Origin of the sequence: Roseovarius atlanticus (genome assembly GCF_019802205.1) — a bacterium.
GTDB lineage: Bacteria > Pseudomonadota > Alphaproteobacteria > Rhodobacterales > Rhodobacteraceae > Roseovarius > Roseovarius atlanticus_A.
Genome location: NZ_JAHVHQ010000003.1, coordinates 246,818 through 262,727, shown reverse-complemented (window position 1 = coordinate 262,727; position 15,910 = coordinate 246,818). Strand labels below are relative to the sequence as shown.

Annotated in this window: 17 protein-coding genes; 7 read left to right on the top strand and 10 right to left on the bottom strand. The window is 66.4% G+C overall.

Annotated features, from left to right (window positions below; all coding sequences use genetic code 11):
• Positions 1-94 precede the first annotated feature (94 nt).
• Positions 95-2,368, top strand: a complete 2,274-nt coding sequence (locus tag KUV49_RS07130) for a propanediol/glycerol family dehydratase large subunit (protein ID WP_222449349.1) — start codon at positions 95-97, stop codon at positions 2,366-2,368.
• On the top strand, positions 2,368-2,796 hold the full coding sequence (locus KUV49_RS07125; protein WP_222449348.1) for a diol dehydratase small subunit: 429 nt from the start codon (positions 2,368-2,370) through the stop codon (positions 2,794-2,796). The genes KUV49_RS07130 and KUV49_RS07125 overlap by 1 nt, the downstream gene beginning before the upstream one ends.
• Before the next feature lie 166 nt (positions 2,797-2,962).
• Here KUV49_RS07125 and KUV49_RS07120 read toward each other — a convergent pair whose 3' ends face one another.
• From KUV49_RS07120 to KUV49_RS07100, 5 genes are read right to left on the bottom strand one after another with little or no spacing between them, the layout of a single operon-like run.
• The gene (locus tag KUV49_RS07120; protein WP_222449347.1) at positions 2,963-4,441 is read right to left on the bottom strand and encodes an aldehyde dehydrogenase; all 1,479 of its coding nucleotides are present in this window, start codon (positions 4,439-4,441) and stop codon (positions 2,963-2,965) included.
• Positions 4,442-4,449: 8 nt separating this feature from the next.
• Positions 4,450-5,484, bottom strand: a complete 1,035-nt coding sequence (locus KUV49_RS07115) for an LLM class flavin-dependent oxidoreductase (RefSeq protein WP_222449346.1) — start codon at positions 5,482-5,484, stop codon at positions 4,450-4,452.
• A gap of 2 nt (positions 5,485-5,486) precedes the next feature.
• Positions 5,487-6,398 carry a flavin reductase family protein gene (locus KUV49_RS07110; protein ID WP_222449345.1) on the bottom strand — a complete coding sequence of 304 codons (912 nt, stop codon included), beginning with the start codon at positions 6,396-6,398 and terminating at the stop codon, positions 5,487-5,489.
• Positions 6,395-7,183 (bottom strand): alpha/beta fold hydrolase, encoded by a 789-nt coding sequence (locus KUV49_RS07105; protein ID WP_222449344.1) that lies wholly within the window; start codon positions 7,181-7,183, stop codon positions 6,395-6,397. Before KUV49_RS07105 ends, KUV49_RS07110 begins: the two co-directional genes overlap by 4 nt.
• Entirely contained in the window at positions 7,155-7,754 is a 600-nt protein-coding gene (locus KUV49_RS07100) for an amino acid synthesis family protein (protein ID WP_222449343.1), read from the bottom strand. Before KUV49_RS07100 ends, KUV49_RS07105 begins: the two co-directional genes overlap by 29 nt.
• A gap of 105 nt (positions 7,755-7,859) precedes the next feature.
• On the opposite strand from KUV49_RS07100, the gene KUV49_RS07095 reads away from it, so the two are divergent.
• The 5 genes from KUV49_RS07095 (at position 7,860) to KUV49_RS07075 (ending at position 13,213) form a co-directional block, all read left to right on the top strand.
• A complete protein-coding gene (locus tag KUV49_RS07095) occupies positions 7,860-8,690 on the top strand; it encodes a LysR family transcriptional regulator (RefSeq protein WP_222449342.1) in 831 nt (276 codons plus the stop codon).
• A 399-nt stretch (positions 8,691-9,089) separates the two neighbouring features.
• On the top strand, positions 9,090-10,169 hold the full coding sequence (gene dctP / locus KUV49_RS07090; RefSeq protein WP_222449341.1) for a TRAP transporter substrate-binding protein DctP: 1,080 nt from the start codon (positions 9,090-9,092) through the stop codon (positions 10,167-10,169).
• A 76-nt stretch (positions 10,170-10,245) separates the two neighbouring features.
• Entirely contained in the window at positions 10,246-10,761 is a 516-nt protein-coding gene (locus tag KUV49_RS07085; RefSeq protein ID WP_222449340.1) for a TRAP transporter small permease subunit, read from the top strand.
• Between the two features lie 3 nt (positions 10,762-10,764).
• On the top strand, positions 10,765-12,081 hold the full coding sequence (locus KUV49_RS07080) for a TRAP transporter large permease subunit (RefSeq protein ID WP_222449339.1): 1,317 nt from the start codon (positions 10,765-10,767) through the stop codon (positions 12,079-12,081).
• Positions 12,071-13,213 carry an FAD-dependent oxidoreductase gene (locus tag KUV49_RS07075; protein ID WP_222449338.1) on the top strand — a complete coding sequence of 381 codons (1,143 nt, stop codon included), beginning with the start codon at positions 12,071-12,073 and terminating at the stop codon, positions 13,211-13,213. Before KUV49_RS07080 ends, KUV49_RS07075 begins: the two co-directional genes overlap by 11 nt.
• Here KUV49_RS07075 and KUV49_RS07070 read toward each other — a convergent pair.
• The 5 genes from KUV49_RS07070 to KUV49_RS07050 form a co-directional block, all read right to left on the bottom strand.
• Positions 13,194-13,883 carry a GntR family transcriptional regulator gene (locus KUV49_RS07070; protein ID WP_222449337.1) on the bottom strand — a complete coding sequence of 230 codons (690 nt, stop codon included), beginning with the start codon at positions 13,881-13,883 and terminating at the stop codon, positions 13,194-13,196. The genes KUV49_RS07075 and KUV49_RS07070 overlap by 20 nt on opposite strands.
• 224 nt (positions 13,884-14,107) lie before the next feature.
• Positions 14,108-14,413: a DUF6166 domain-containing protein gene (locus KUV49_RS07065; RefSeq protein ID WP_222449336.1), complete on the bottom strand. Its 306-nt coding sequence runs from the start codon at positions 14,411-14,413 to the stop codon at positions 14,108-14,110.
• The gene (locus KUV49_RS07060) at positions 14,410-14,595 is read right to left on the bottom strand and encodes a hypothetical protein (RefSeq protein ID WP_222449335.1); all 186 of its coding nucleotides are present in this window, start codon (positions 14,593-14,595) and stop codon (positions 14,410-14,412) included. Before KUV49_RS07060 ends, KUV49_RS07065 begins: the two co-directional genes overlap by 4 nt.
• Before the next feature lie 66 nt (positions 14,596-14,661).
• Positions 14,662-15,033 carry a hypothetical protein gene (locus KUV49_RS07055; protein ID WP_222449334.1) on the bottom strand — a complete coding sequence of 124 codons (372 nt, stop codon included), beginning with the start codon at positions 15,031-15,033 and terminating at the stop codon, positions 14,662-14,664.
• Between the two features lie 76 nt (positions 15,034-15,109).
• Positions 15,110-15,907, bottom strand: coding sequence for a sterol desaturase family protein (locus tag KUV49_RS07050; protein ID WP_222449333.1), 798 nt, complete (start codon positions 15,905-15,907; stop codon positions 15,110-15,112).
• Between the last annotated feature and the right edge of the window lie 3 nt (positions 15,908-15,910).

Genomic DNA, 15,910 nt, shown 5'->3' with positions numbered 1-15,910 from the left:
CGCCCGATCGGAGCAGACCGGCGGCGACAATTCAACACCAAGACACGGCGGAAACGCTTCATCCAAGGACCGGCGCAGGGAGGCGCTACCCAAAATGAGCAACAGTTACGACGCCAACCGCTGGAAACGTTTCGACGAGTGGGACGCGCGGCCGCTGCGCCACGACCAGTTCGCGGTCGAGGATCCCGAGAACGGGTTTTCCGCCTTCAACGGGGCGGCCGACCCTGGCCCCGGCCTGAAGATCGAGAACGGCAAGGTCAGCATGATGGACGGCGTCGCGGCACAGGATTTCGACATGATCGACGCGTTCATTGCGGCGCATCACCTCGACATGGACGTGGCCGAGGAGGCGATGGCGATCCCGGCCGAGCAACTGGCGCGCATGCTCGTCGACATGAACGTGCCACGGGCCGAGCTTGTCCGCCTGGCGCGCGGCCTGACACCGGCCCGGCTGGCCGAGGCCGTGGCGCAACTGAACGCGATGGAAATCGCCTTCGCCTATTCCAAGATGCGCGCCCGCAGAACGCCGGGCAACCAGGCGCACGTGACCAACGCCAAGGACGACCCCTTGCAGTTGGCCGCCGACGCCGCCGTGGCTGTGGCGCTTGGGTTCGACGAGATCGAGACGACGATGCGGGTGGCGCGCAATTCGTGGTCGAACGCGTTGGCCTGTTGCGTGGGGTCTGTCGTGGGCCGGGCCGGCACGCTCTTTCAATGCTCCAGCGAAGAGGCCGAAGAACTCGAGATCGGTATGGCGGGGTTCACCTCCTACGCCGAAACCGTGTCGGTCTATGGCACGGAAAGCGCGTTCATCGACGGCGATGACACGCCCTGGTCAAAGGCGTGGCTGGCCGCCGCCTATGCCTCGCGCGGGATCAAGATGCGCTGCACCTCCGGCGCGGCGTCGGAACTTCTGATGGGCTATCACGAGGCCAAGTCGCTGCTCTACCTCGAGGCGCGCTGCCTGTGCATCCAGCGCGGCATGGGCTCCCAAGGCACGCAGAACGGCGGCATCGACGGTGCGCCGCTGGCCTCGTCCATTCCCGGCGGCGTGCGCGAGATCTGGGCCGAGAACCTGCTGGCGGTCTGGCTCGACCTGGAATGCGCCTCGGGCAACGACGCCAGGCATTCCGAATCCGAGATGCGGGTCGCCGCCAAAGTCCTGCCCTTCCTGATTGGCGGATCGGACCTGATCTGCTCGGGCTTCGGCAGCATCCTGAAATACGACAATTCGTTCAATCCGTCTTCGTTCAACGGCGAGGAGCTGGAGGAATTCCTGGTGCTCCAGCGCGATTTCGAGGCCGATGGCGGGTTGACCTCGATCGAGGACGCAAGCGCGCTGGACCTGCGCCGCCGCGCCATCGACGCGCTGTCGCATGTGCTGAAGGATCTGGACCTCGCCGCGCCGACCGAGATCATGAAACGCTCCGTCGCGGTCGCGTCGGGCTCGAACGACACGCAAAGCTTCGCACCGCGCGACGTCGCGGTGATCAGCGACAAGATCAGCCGCCAGCGCATCACTGTCCTGGACGTGATCCGGTCGCTGCATCGCGGCGGTTTCGTGCCCGAGGCGCAGAACCTGCTGTTCCTGGTGAAGCTGCGGGTTTCGGGCGACTACCTCCAGACCTCGGCGATCATCCGGGACGGGCATGTCATAAGCGCCATCAACGACCCCAACGACTATACCGGCCCCGGCACCGGCTATCGGCTGACCGAGGCGCGGCGCAAGGAGCTGGCGGCGATCCGCAACGTGCTGGACCGCGACGAGGTGCTGCGCCGCGAGGCCGCAAGCGAACCTGCCGAGGCCCGCGCGATCGAGTACAGCACCATGGGCCCCGCCGAGCGCGGCACCGACCCGCACGAGGTGGTCGTGGGCATCAGCCCCGGGTTCGGCACCAGGATATTCCGGACCCTTTCGGGGCTTCCGCTCAGCAAGGTGTTGAAGGCACTTCGCGACGGGATCGAAAAGGGCGGCGGACGGATGCGGCTGATGCGGATCCGGCACACCGCCGACACGTCCTTCCTGGGCCTCAGCGCCGCGCGGCTCTCGGGCTCGGGCATCGGGATCGGGATCCAGTCCAAGGGCACGGCGGTGATCCACCAGAAGGACCGCCTGCCCCACAACAACCTCGAACTGTTCTCGAACGCGCCGGTGACCAACCTGGATCACTACCGCGCGCTCGGAGAGAACGCGGCGCAATACGCCCGCGGCGACCTGCCCGCGCCGGTCGTCGTGCCGACCCAGGGCGAAGCGCTTGGCGCACGGTTCCATGCCCGCGTGGCGCTGACCTATGCGATCGAGACCAAGATGACCGAGAACAACGCCTCGCCCGAGACCGTCGAGATCAATTTCCTGGGAGACACCTGATGCCCGATCAGCCCCTCACGACCGAAAACTACCCTCTTGCGGAAACGTCGCCCGAACGGGTGACCGGCCATCGCGGCAAGTCGCTGGACGAGCTGACGCTTGAAGCGGTGCTTGCCGGCGACGTCGGGATGGAGGACTTGCGCATCACGCCGAACGCGCTTTTGCAGCAAGCCCAGATCGCGCGCTCCGCGGGCCGCGCCGCCCTGGCGCGGAACTTCGAGAGGGCCGCGGAAATGACGCGGGTGCCGCAGGACACGATCATGGAGATCTACGAACTGCTGCGCCCCGGACGCACCCGCTCGATCGAAAGCCTGCAGGACACCGCGCAAAGGCTCAGGCGCGAATTCGACGCGCCCCTGCTCGCCCAGCTGGTGGAGGAAGCTGCCTCCGCCTACGAAAAGCGCGGATTGTTCCGCAATCGTTACTGACGCGGGTCTGCCTAATGGCAGGTGGACTCCCCGATCCGGCCCCGGTTTCGGATCGACCTCCGGCGCAGCGGGCAAGGCACCGGAGACACGCCGCGAAGCCTTACCTTGCCTTGGGGCGGCTGGCACTTGTCCCGCCGATCCCAATCCGGCTGTCGCGTAACCCGGCTCACCGCATGACGAAGGGGTTTGCCATGGGCGCGTCCGACGTGCTGATCCACACGGTCTTCGTGCAGGTATAGTCCCGGATCGCGTCCAGCCCGGCCTCGCGGCCATAGCCGGACTGATCGAACCCGCCGAACGGCGCGATGGGCGACACGGCCCTGTAGGTGTTGACCCAGCATATCCCGGCCTTCAGCCGCGACGAGACCCGGTGCGCCCGCGCGACATTCTGCGTGAAGATACCCGACCCCAGGCCGAACGGCGTGCCGTTGGCAAGGGCGATGGCCTCGTCCTCGGTCTCGAACGGCAAAAGCGACATCACCGGACCGAACATTTCGACCTTCAATGTCTCCGCGCCGGGATCGGCGCACTCGACCAGCGTGGGCGCCATGTAGTTGCCCGGACGATCCAGCGGCGCGCCCCCGAACCGCACCCGCGCCCCGCCGGATATGGCGGCGGCAAGCGTGGCCTCGATCCTGCGGATCTGGTCCGCCGTGCACAGCGGACCGATCTGGGTCCTGGCGTCAAGCGGGTCCCCGATCACGACGCCGTTCATCTTTTCCTCGATCCTCCCCGCCACCTCCTCGAAGACCGAGCGCTGCACCAGTCCACGGGTCCCCGCCACGCAGCTTTGGCCCGAGGCTCCGAAATTGCCCGCGATCAGACCGTTCGCCGCGCTTTCCAGGTCCGCGTCCTCGAACACCAGGATGGGGGATTTCCCGCCCAGTTCCAGCGTCGTGACCGCGAAATTCTCCGCCGAGTTGCGCACCACGTGCCGCGCGGTCCCGGGGCCGCCGGTGAACGCGATACGGTCCACGTCCGGATGCCGCGTCAGGGGAATGGCGCAGTTTTCCGCGTCGCCCGTGATGACCGAAACGACACCCTCGGGAAACCCCGCCCTCTCGATCAGGCGGGCGAATTCCAGCATCGGGGCGGGCGCAATTTCCGAGGCTTTCAACACCACGGCGCAGCCCGCCGCAAGCGCGGGCCCCAGTTTCGTCGCGGTCAGGAACATCTGCGCGTTCCACGGCACGATCGCGGCGACCACACCGATCGGCTCGCGCCGCGTGTAGACATGCATGTCGGGCTTGTCGATCGGCAGGACCGCGCCCTCGATCTTGTCCGCCAGCCCCGCGTAATAGCGATAATAGTCACCCACATAGGCTGACTGCGCCGCCGTCTCCGCCAGCAGCTTTCCACTGTCGGTGGTCTCGATCCGGCCAAGCTCGGCCGCGTGCGCCTCGATCAGCTCCGCCAGCCGGTACAGCAGCTTGCCGCGTTGCGTCTGGGTCATGTCCCGCCAGGCCGGGTCGTTCAGTGCCCTGCGGGCCGCCCGCACGGCCCGGTCCACATCCGCGCCCGAGGCGCAGGCGAAACTGGCCCAGTCCTGCCCGGTCGCGGGGTTCTGCGAAGTCATCGTCTGCCCTTCGGACCCTTCGGTCCATGCCCCGTCGATGAACAGTTGGAAATGTGGTCTGTCCTGCATTCTGCACCTCATCCAAAGGCCGGCATGACGGTCTCGATAAACCGCGCCAGCGACGCCCGCTTGCGTTCGAAACTCATCCCGCTGTCGATCCAGAAGGAATATTCGTCATAGCCCAGCTCTTCATACCTCTTGATCTTCTCGATCACAGCATCGGCGGTTCCGATGGTCAGGTCACGCGCCATGTTCTCGGGGCTCATCAGCGTGTTCGCCGCCATCTCCTCCTCCGACAAGGGCGCAAGCAGGCCCTTCTCGACCGGGCGCTTGTTCTGGAACCAGGCGCCGAAATAGCAGTAGAAGCGCGACAGTTCCCGCGCCGCCAGTGCGACGTCCTCCGCCTCTGCGCCGACATAGGTGTGATGCAGCAGCATGATCTTGGGCCGGGGGCCTTCATGGCCCTCGCAGGCGGCGTCGAAACGTTGCTTCAGCGTCACGATCTCGTCCAGCCCCTGCCACAGCGGCGTGACCTGGATGTTGAAGCCGTTCTTCACCCCGAATTCATGGCTGTTCGGGTCGCGCGCCGCGATCCAGATCGGCGGCCCGCCCTGCTGTACCGGCGCGGGCGCGGCCGTCGTGGCGGGAAAGCTGTAGAACTCTCCCTCATGGGCGCAGTCACCGGCCCACAGCTTGGGCAGCAGCGGGGCAAGCTCGCGCATCCGCTGTCCCGCCTCCCACGCGTCCAGCCCCGGCATCAGGCGCTCGTATTCATAGGAATAGGCCCCGCGCGCGATACCCAGCTCGATGCGGCCATCGGTCATCAGGTCCGCCGCCGCCGCCTCCCCGGCAAGCTTGATCGGGTGCCAGAACGGCGCGATGACCGTCCCGGTCCCCAGCTTCACATTCTTCGTGTGATGGGCAATATTCACCAGCGACATCAACGGGTTCGGCGCAATGGTGAACTCCATGCCATGATGCTCGCCGGTCCAGACGGCGCGCATCCCGGCGTCATCGGCCATCTTGCACAGCTCGATCAGCTCGGCATTGAGCTGCTTGTGCGACTGGTCGGGCGCAAGCCGTTCCATGTGTACGAACAGCGAGAAATCCATTGCTACGTCCTTTCGAATGGCTGGTGTACGTCGCCGTGCCGGGCATCGCCGATGTAAAGGCCGAAATTGCGCGTCCGCGTCTCGACCGCAAAGCGCATCATCATGTCCCGGATGGCGGATGACGCGAATGTCTGGTCCGGGATCTCGCGGACCGGGCAGCGGATGAACGCCCCGCCGTCACCCGTCGCGGTCGCAAGAAAGTACGAGCTTTGCGCCGCATCGTCGCGAAACACGGAATAGGCAGGGCCCAGGGTGACGGGCTGTCCGCGACGCGCAAGCTCCTGCACCAGCCGCGTGCGCGTGTTTTCATGATCCTGCGCGACAACCTGCGGCGGCCGGAACCCCGCGTCGGTCTTCTCCAGAAGCACGTCATCGCCAAGCGATATGATCGCGCCGCAGAGCGCCGCCCCGCCCGCAGGTTCCAGCGCCGCGCGCTCCAGCCCCAGGCTGAAGAACCGGCCTCCCGCATATCCCAGTCCACGCCCGCCAGCGTGGCTGAACGCCTGCACCTCACCGATCAGGATGGCGTGGTCGCCCGCGTCGATCACCTCATGCGTCCGGCACGAGAACCGCGACAGCGCCCCGTCGATCAGAACGTTGCCAAGTGCGTCCTCGCCGTGATCCACCCGCGCGAAACGGTCGCCCTTGTAGCTGGCAAAGGTGGTGGCGACGTCTTCCTGTCCTTCGGCCAGGACATTGACCGCGAAATGCGCGCAGCCCGCAAAGCTGTCGTAGCTCGACAGGAACTTGCCCGGGCATACCAGCAACAGCGGAGGCTCCAGCGAGACCGACGCAAACGAATTGGCGGTAAACCCGACGGGCCGTCCGGCGGCGTCGCGGGTCGTCACCACCGTCACGCCCGTCATGAAACTGCCGAAGGCGCTGCGCAGCGCGCGACTGTCGAGGGAGGTCATGGCCAGACCTCCCGCGCCAGGGCCACCAGGGCGCCAAGAACGCGATCCGCATGGGTCATCGGCATCATGTGCGCCGCGTCGTCGATCACCAGGACGCGGCCATCGGGCGCAAGATCGGCCATCGCCCGTGACATTTGCGGCGTTGAATTGGGGTCGAGCGCCCCCGTGGCGAAAAGCGCCGGGCACGCAATCGCACGCACGGTCTCGCGGCGCGGCGCCTCGGCGCGGGCAAATGCGGTGTAGGCGGCCTTGTACCCCGCAGGGTCCACCGCGCGCAGCCACCTGTCGCAGGCCGCCCGCTCGGGCGACACCTCCGACCCGAACCAGCGCTCCAGGGTTTGCGTCGGGTTCGGCGCCGTCTCGCCGTCGTGGCGGCGGGCGCGCTCCCGAATGGCCGCCGCGGCCTCGGGCGCACGTTCGAACACCGCGTTCAGCGCCGCCACCGCGCAGACCTTCGCGGGCGCGAGCGCGGCCAGCTCGACCGCGATCAGCGCCCCCATCGAGTGGCCCGCGATCACGGCAGGCTCGGTCAGGCTGTCCAACAACGGCAAGACGGCCTGCACGTATTCCTCCAGCGATGGCTGCCCGCTCAGGCGGCGGCTTTGCCCGTGTCCCGGCATGTCGGGCGCGATCACCCGGCAGCCGCCGCTCAGCCCGTCGATCTGCGCCCCCCACGCCTCGGCGTTCAGGCCGACCCCGTGCAACAGCACCACGGGCCGCCCAGCCCCCGCCTCCAGCACGGCAAGGCCCGCGCGCTCAGACCGCGGCAGGGTTGTCGACGTCATGACCCAGATCCTTCAGATCCTGGTAGCGATCCCCGATCCGGTGATGCGGCCGGCCCGACAGGGCGGCGCCCAGCACCACGACAACCTCGTCATCCCGCGGCGCATCGGGAATGGCGAACTGGATCGTCAGGTAATGCGACCGCCGCCCGGCATCGTTCTTGTCCATCAAGGGCACCATGATCGGCGCATTGGCGGGCCCGCGGGTGTTGGTGAACGCCAGATAGGACCTGGCCTCGACTGCTTCGCGGTAGAAATTGCCGAACCGCAGCGTGTGGATCAGGCCCGAGGCATGCTCGATCTCGCCGTCCAGCCCCACGACCGCCGCCTTGCCATAGGCCTCTATCGCCGCGCCGCTTCCGGCCAGGCGGATCATCCGATCCGTCATCATCTCGCCCAGCGCCGGCCCATACGCGCGAATTTCCGGGGCCAGGTCCTCGACGAATCGGCCCGCCCACGGATTGCGCAGCACGACCGCCACCGCGAACATCCGCCACGGCGTGCTGGCGGCGCGAAACCCCTCGATGAGGACCTCTTCATCGAAGGTCACGATTTTCCTGATTTCCGGGCTCACAGTGCATCCTTTCGCTTTGGTCCCAGGGTAGAAAGCACCGAATTTATTGACAAACGAATGGATTATGCCCTTAGGTATTAAAAAGACTAATGGCAGGCTTCCCCAATGACGAAATCGCTCCCGCCGCTCGGATGGCTTCGGTCCTTCGAGGCCGCGGCGCGCCACCTCAGCTTTACCATGGCGGCCGAGGAAATCGGCCTCACCCAGTCGGCGATCAGCCAGCAGGTCAAGTCGCTGGAGATGCGCCTGGGCGTGCAGCTGTTCGTGCGCCACGCGCGCGGGCTGGCCCTGACCGATGCGGGGCGCCGCCTCCTGCCCGAGGTCGGCGCACCGCTTCAGGCCCTCGCGAATGCGATGGTCGGCATGGACACGCGCCCCTCGCGGCACCTTTTGACGGTCGCCGCCTCGATCAGTGTCGCGCACTGGATCATCGCACCGCGCCTGCCGGGCTTCCGCGCGCGCTTTCCCGATGTCGAGGTCAGGATCCTCAGCGCGATCTGGCCGGATGATTTCCACACCGCACGCGCGGATGTCGAGATACGCTTCGGCTCCGGCCAGCAGGCCGGCCCCGAGGCCCAGGCGATCCGGCCCAACCGCCTCGTCGCCGTCAAGGCGCCGACGCTGCACGGCCCGATCTCCGACCTGCCGCGCATCGAAACCGTCGGAACCTCCAGCGGCTGGCAGGCCTGGTCCCGGCAGGTCGAGCCCCTGCCCGGCCCGTCGATCTATACCGACACGTATGGCATGGCGCTGCACCTGGCAGTTCACGGCAACGGCGTCGCGCTGGTGAATGAGTGGATGACCCGGGACGCCATCCGCACCGGGCTTGTCGACCGGGCACATCCCGCCTCGATCCCAAGCCAGGAGGGCTATTATCTCTCCGTCACCAGCGACAAGCCCGAGGCGGACGCCTTCCGCGCCCTGATCCGGCGATGATCCTCCCCAGGTTGGTCGCCTGAGGCCAACACCGTTCCGAGGTCCAGCGCGCCGGCATGTGCCTTGCAAGCGCTCGCACCTGTCGAGGGGCGCGCCGTCCCGGTCCGCACCGGAGATGTCGGTGGCCTTTCCCCCCTTGTCTGCCCCCGAACCAGGCCGTCGCGAAAAGCCGCGCCACGACGACGCCCGCACCCATATTTCGCTCTAGATTCCCGCATGTACTCAACTGACATATTAGCTACGTATTAATTGCATATTGACCGTCGACCGAAAGTCGTCTACGACTCCGCGATGCAGGTTCCCGGTGCGGTTTGGAGTCCGCCTCGGTCGACTTTTCCTTTCGAAACAGAAGGGTTCGTGGCCAACGGCCTGCAAAAACGAAAAAAGGGAGGAAACAAAATGTCACCGTTCAAGAAAGGCATCGCGACCGTTGCGCTTGCCGCCGGAATGACCGGCGCGTTGATGAGCAGCGCCCTGCTCGCCGCGGACCACGAATGGAAAATGGCCACCACCGTCACCGGCGGGCCGCTGATGGAACTGGGCGCCGAGGCCTTCGCCCAGCGCGTCTCGCAGATGACCGAAGGCCGCGTCGAGATCGAGGTCTTTCCCGCCGGCACGCTGGGCAAGGCGCTCGACGTCTCCACCACCGTGAAACGCGGCGTCGCCGAGGTGGGCCACACCTGGATGGGCTACGACTGGGGCAAGGACAAGACCACCGTTCTCTTCGGCGGCTTCGCCGGTTCGATGGACAGCGAACGCATGCTGCACTGGCTCTACCAGGGCGGCGGACAGGAACTCTGGACCGAATTCCGCCAGGATCGCTTCGGCCTCGTCTCCATGCCCCTCTTTATGCGCCCCGCCGAGGTGTTCCTGCATTCCAAGAAACCCGTCTCGACGCTCGAGGACCTGCAAGGTCTCAAGATGCGCACCGCCGGGGCCTGGCTGGAGATTTCCAGCGAACTGGGCGCCTCGCCCGTCACCATGGCCGGCGGCGAGGTCTACACCTCGCTCGAACGCGGCACGATCGACGCCACCGAGTGGGGCTCGCTCTATGAGAACGTCTCGCCCGGCTTCTACCAGATCGCCAAGTACGTCGTCGTGCCCGGCGTGCACCAGCCCGTCGCACCCTATGAGCTGGTCATCAACGACGCCGCCTGGGAGGCGCTGTCCGAGCAGGATCAGGAATTGGTCAGGCTGGCCGCCGAACTCGTGACCTTCGAAAGCTGGATGCGCCTTGGAAACGAGGACGCCAAGGCGTTGAAATTCTACCGCGAGAACGGCAACGAGGTCATCGTGCTGGAAGACGAGGTCAAGGACGCCGCCAAGCGCCTCGGCATGGAATGGGCCGACCGCCAGGCCGAGGGCAACGAGTGGTTCGAGCGCGTACTGGCCTCGCAGCGCGCGTTTGAATCCGACTGGTCCGAGGCCGACAGCTATCGCAAGATGGCCCTGCCGCCGCAAAACACTTCTTCCAACTGACCGCACGTACCGGACAGGCGCAGCCCCGGCCCATGCAGGGTCCGGGGCTGCCGCGCCGTCCACGGGAAACACTGACATGATCACATCCATCCGCCGCTTCATCGGAGCGATCAGTGGTGTTCTGGGCTATGTCTCGGCCCTGATCCTCGTGCCCCTGATCGTCGCCTCGGTCTACGAGGTCATCTCGCGCTACGTCTTCAACCAGCCGACCATCTGGGCCTACGAGATCGGGTACATGGCGATGGGCGCCTCGTTCCTGCTGGGCTCCGCCTATGCCCTTCGGGACGGCCAGCACGTCCGCATCGACGTCGTCGCCTGCCGCTTCTCGCCGCGCCTCAAGGCCGCCCTCGACCTGGCGGGATACCTGCTGCTGTTTCTGCCCATCGGCATCTGGCTGACCTTCGCGCTCTATCACTACACGCTCGAGGCCTACGAATGGGGCGAACGCTCCGGCGAAAGCGCCTGGAATCCCGTCGTCTGGCCCTATCACCTGGTGTTCTTCACGGCCTTCGCGGCGATGGTGCTGCAAGCCATCGCCGAAGCGCTCGGCTGCCTCCAGGTCCTTGCCGCAACCGACGCGAAAGAGGTCTGAGCCATGGAATATCTCGCACTCTGGATGTTCCCGGTCCTGCTGCTGATCCTGCTGACCGGCTTTCCCATCGCCTTCTCGCTGATGGGCGTCGCCACGATCTTCGGCTACATCACCTTCGGCGACACCGTCATCTATCAGTTCATCGACAAGATCGACGAGGTCGCGGGCAACTTCGTGCTCGCCGCCGTGCCGCTCTTCGTCTTCATGGGCACGATGCTGGAAAAGTCCGGCATCGCCGAACGCCTGTTCGATGCGGTCCACATCTGGACCCGCCGCCTGCCCGGCGGGCTGGGGGTCGGGACGATCTTCATGTGCGTGATCTTCGCCGCCTCCACCGGCGTGATCGGCGCGACCGAGACCGTGGTCGGCCTGCTGGCCATCCCGGTGATGATGAAACACAGCTACAACAAGGGGCTCATCTCGGGCACGATCTGCGCCGGCGGCTCGCTGGGCACGATCATCCCGCCCTCGGTGGTGGTCATCATCATGGGGCCGATCGCGGACGTCTCGGTCGGCGACCTCTTCATCGGCATGATCATCCCGGGCCTGACCATGGCGACGCTCTATGTCGTCTACATCATGGGCCGCTGCTACCTGCGCCCGCAGGACGGCTCTCTCGTCACGGAGGACGAATACCTGCCGACGCTGGGCGAACGGCTCTGGATCACGCTGACGGCCTTTCTGCCGGCGGCGCTGATGATCTTCGCCGTGCTCGGCTCGATCATGCTGGGCCTCGCCTCCCCGACCGAGGCGGCGGCGATGGGCGCCTTCGGGTCCGTGATCCTGGCGGCGGTCTACCGCACGCTCACCTGGACGACCCTGCGTCTTGCCCTTCTGAACACGGTCAAGGTCACGTCGATGATCCTCATGATCCTGCTGGCGGGCTCGATGTTCTCGGGCGTCTTCGTCGGCGCCGGCGGCACCCGGGTGACCACCGACCTGATCGCCGCCTCCGATCTCAGCCCCTGGGCCACGCTGGCGGTGTTCCTGGTCATCGTCTTCATCGCCGGCTTCGCGCTGGAATGGATCTCGATCCTGCTGATCTTCCTGCCGGTCTTCATTCCGATCGTCACGCAGCTCGGCTTCGATCCGGTCTGGTTCTGCATCCTGTTCCTGATCGTGATCCAGACCAGCTACCTGTCGCCGCCGATGGCCCCGGCCATCTTCTACCTGCGCGGCATCGCCCCGCCGGAAATAACCATGCCGGACATGTTCAAGGGGGTCGTGCCCTTCATCATCCTTCAGCTCTTCACGCTGGCGCTGGTGATGGCCTTCCCGCAGATGGTGCTCTGGCTGCCGGAAAAAGTCCTTGGCTTCTAGGCCGCGCCTCCTTGTCGTCGGCGGCGGGTATCTCGGCTGCGACGTGGCCCGCCGGCTCGACCGGGTGATGGATGTCACCCTGGTCGAGCCGAAACCGGCCTTCCTGCACGCCCCCGCCATGATCCGCGCGCTGGTCAGGCCCGGGCTTCTGGACGCCGCGACGATCCCCTATGACGGCCTGCTGCGCCACGGTCGAGTTCTGGCCGGCCGCGTCGCACATCTTCAGCCTGACGGCGCGACACTCGCGGACGGCACGACCCTGATCAGCGACTTTACCCTCGTCGCCACCGGCTCGTCCTATGCCCTGCCCTTCAAATCCTCGGCCGAGGACCTTGAATCCTTTCTCGCCGCACACCGGGCGCTCGCCGCCCGCATCGCCCGCGCCCGGCACATCGCCATTCTCGGCGCGGGCGCGGTCGGCACCGAGCTTGCGGGCGAAATCGCCGCCGCCCGGCCCGACATGCAGCTTACTCTGGTCACCGCCGCCGCAGCCCCCATGCCGGACCAGCCGGACCGGCTGGGCCGGGCGCTCCTGACCCGGCTGCATCGGATGGGGGTCGAGATCGTCACCCAAGGCAACGGCCACGACTTCACCGCCGGCCAGGGCGCGCGGGATGGCCCGCTGGTTCTTTCCGACGGGCGGATCGTGGCGGCAGACCTGGTGCTGCCCGCCCTCGGCGCGTTGCCCCGCACCGACCTTCTTTCCGCCCTGCCCTCGGTGCGCCTCGACAGCGCGGGCCGGGTCAGGACCGACCCGTGGCTCCGCCCCGCGCCGGGCGCCATGCCGGGGCTCTTCACCGGCGGCGACATGGCCGCGACCGGCGACGCGATGACCATCGTGGGCATCCTGCGGCAAGCCCCCTACCTGACGAACGCGCTGCGCGCGGCCGGCAAGGGCAAGCGCATCGAACACATGGCGCCTTACAGCCCGTGGCGCGATGCGCCGATGCTCGTGCCCCTCGGCCCCCGCCTCGGGGCCAGTCACCTGCCCCTGCCGGCACCGTTGGCCCATGCGGGCACCCTGCGCGGCCTCGGCGACGCGCTGACACGCCTGGCCAAGGGCCGCGACCTCTTTATCGGGAAATACCGCCGCCTGCTGCGCGCGCCGCGCTTCAAAGGGTCGCGCGGGTGAACTCGTAGATATAGTCGATCAGCCGGTCCGACGCCGTGCCCGCGCTGGCTTCGTCGCCCTCGGCGATCTTCTGCGCCACGCCCGCATGCAGGTTGGCGCAGCGCTCGAGGTCCAGCGCCACGCGGTAGTTCTGGAACCAGAACCGCCGCGACAGCCCCTGCATCCGCCGCATCGAGCGTTCGATGAACTCGTTGCGGCAGGCGGCCAGCACCGCGCGGTTGAACTCCAGGTCCAGTTGCATGAACGCGTCGTAATCCCGCGCCTCGGCCGATGCCGCCAGCCTCGCGGCCAGTTCAGCAAAGAACGCGCGCTCGGCCTCGGTCGAGCGCAGCGCCGCCTTGCAGGCACAAAGCCGCTCCACCTCGCGCCGCAACTCCAGCAGCTGCAACTGCTTGGCGATGTTGATCTCGGAGACCATGACACCGCGGCGCGGCATCACCACGACCAGCCCCTCGGCCGCCAGCCGCTGCAACGCCTCGCGCACCGGGGTGCGCCCGATCCCCAATTCCTCGACCAGCTGCGACTCCGACAGAACCTGCCCCGGCTCCAGGTCCAGCGCCACGATCCGCGCCTCTATCATCTCGTAGGCCCGGTCTGTCAGCGTCACGCTGTCGATCTTTCGCGCGCGCGGCGGACCGTTATCCAACACGCTCTCAGTGTCTTTGTTCATACTCTGCCTGTCTTTGGCCTAGACCATGGCGTGCGGTCGTAGGGTCTTTGTCACCATGTGAAAACCTAAGGCGCTTCGCTGGAGGCTGCAAGGCTTGGGCGCACCCTCGGCAGGCCACCGCGCCACGCGGCGCGGCCCCCCGCCGCCAAGGCCCCCGCTGCGGCGCGGAAACTCCGGCACCTTCCCGGCTCATCCTGTCGTCTTCGGGCTGTCCCGTCGCGCCGTCACGCCTGCTCCGGCTGCACCTGGAGGATGGCGGCCCGGATATCGGCCTCGGTCATCTCCCAGTCGTTGCCGAAATTCGCGGTCACTTCGCGCATGAACGGCTCGGCCAGGCGCTTGGCCAGCCCCGCATCGCCGGTCACGTCATGGATCAACGCGAACGCCAGCTGCGTCGCCGCCACCCCCTCGAAACTCCATTCGAACCCCGCGTTGGTGAACTTGCAGATATCGGCGTAATCCGGCAGCTCCTCGCCGTCCACGGTCACGACGACACCGTCGATCGTCCGGTCTCCCAGGTACGTTTTCATGGTTTCCTCCGCGCATCGGCCTTCGAACGCATCACTTCCGGGAAGATCCACAGCGACCCGACGCTGAACGGCCCGAGAAAGACAATCGCCCATTGCGGTCCGGTCTGTCCCAGGTGTCCCATGTAGAACCATCCCCCGATGGCCGCGAGCGCCACCAGCGTGGACAGCGCGATCTTGATCATGACGGGCATCCTTGCCTCCTCCTCTTGATAGTGCGTAACGGGTTTTCCGGCAGCCGCGATCCTGCCTCAGGCCATGCCCGCCAGCGTCCAGGCCGAGGCCCCAAGCCCGGCCAGGACCACCGTCAGGCCCATCGTCCCGTCACGCCAGCGGCTGGGCCAGACGTTGAACAGGCCAGGCATGAACAACAGGGCGAACCCGGCGATGATGACCACGCTGGTCCAGCGCAATTCGCTCAGGCCGAAGCCGAAAGTCAGGTACAGCACCGCGCCCAGCAGCACGCAGTTCGCCACCACCAGCGCAAAGCCCAGAGGCCGCTTCAGTTCGGGCCGCGTCGACAGCGGGAAAACCCCGGTCAGCACGATGGCGGCAAGGCTGGTCACGCAGGCAAACAGCGCAAAGATGAAGGCAGCGGTGATATTCGGTTCGATATTGGCCATGGGGTCGCTCCGTCCTGTCCTCTGGATGTCGTGGCGCCGCCCGGCCCCGTCGCGCGGGGGCCGGGCAAGGTCCGCCTTACTCTGCGGGCGTCGCCGGGGCCGGGTCCTGCTTTCCGCGAACCGGCGTGCGCGACACCTTGCGCATGTCCTTGCGGACGTGGCTGGTGTCGTACCCGTTGAACAGGTGCCCGATCAGGCCGCGGTTCAGGTCCGACGTGCCGAACAGCCAGTCCATGATCGGAAAGGTCAGGTTCATGTTCCGCTCCATCATCAGCGACTGGTCGTGATGCGCCGTGTGGTGGCGGCGGTTGGTGTTGATGAACGGCATGTTGCGCACGAACCAGTTCTCCTCGACGTGACAGCAGAAATGCATGAACTCGTAGATCATGTAGATCGAGGTCGTGGTGGCGATGAACAGCCAGCCCACATTGGCCGTGAACAGCCAGCCCATCACGATCGCCCCGGGGATCGAGATCAGCGTGAAGGCCGCCAGCGCATAGGGCGGAAAGAACGTCACGCGGTAATCCTTCTGGTCCGCGAACCGCATTTCCACCTCGGTGAAGAACTGGTGATGTTGCAGGGTGTGCCGGTTATAGACCGCGCGGGCGACCGGGTTCTTCGACGGCCGGTGCATCACGTAGCGGTGCAGCCACCACTCGAAGAAGTTGCAGAACAGGAACACCAAAGGCACCGTCAGCCATTCCAGCGGCGTCACCTGGTTCAGGTTGGCGGTATAGATGTAAAGCGCCGTCAGCCCGATCGTGTAGATGATCACGATGTGCAGGAAACCGTTGTACCAGCCTGCCACGCGCTGCCGGTAATTGGCCCGGTACTGGCGCTGGCGGTCGGTCATGTTCGTGTCTTGAAGTTCCATGGT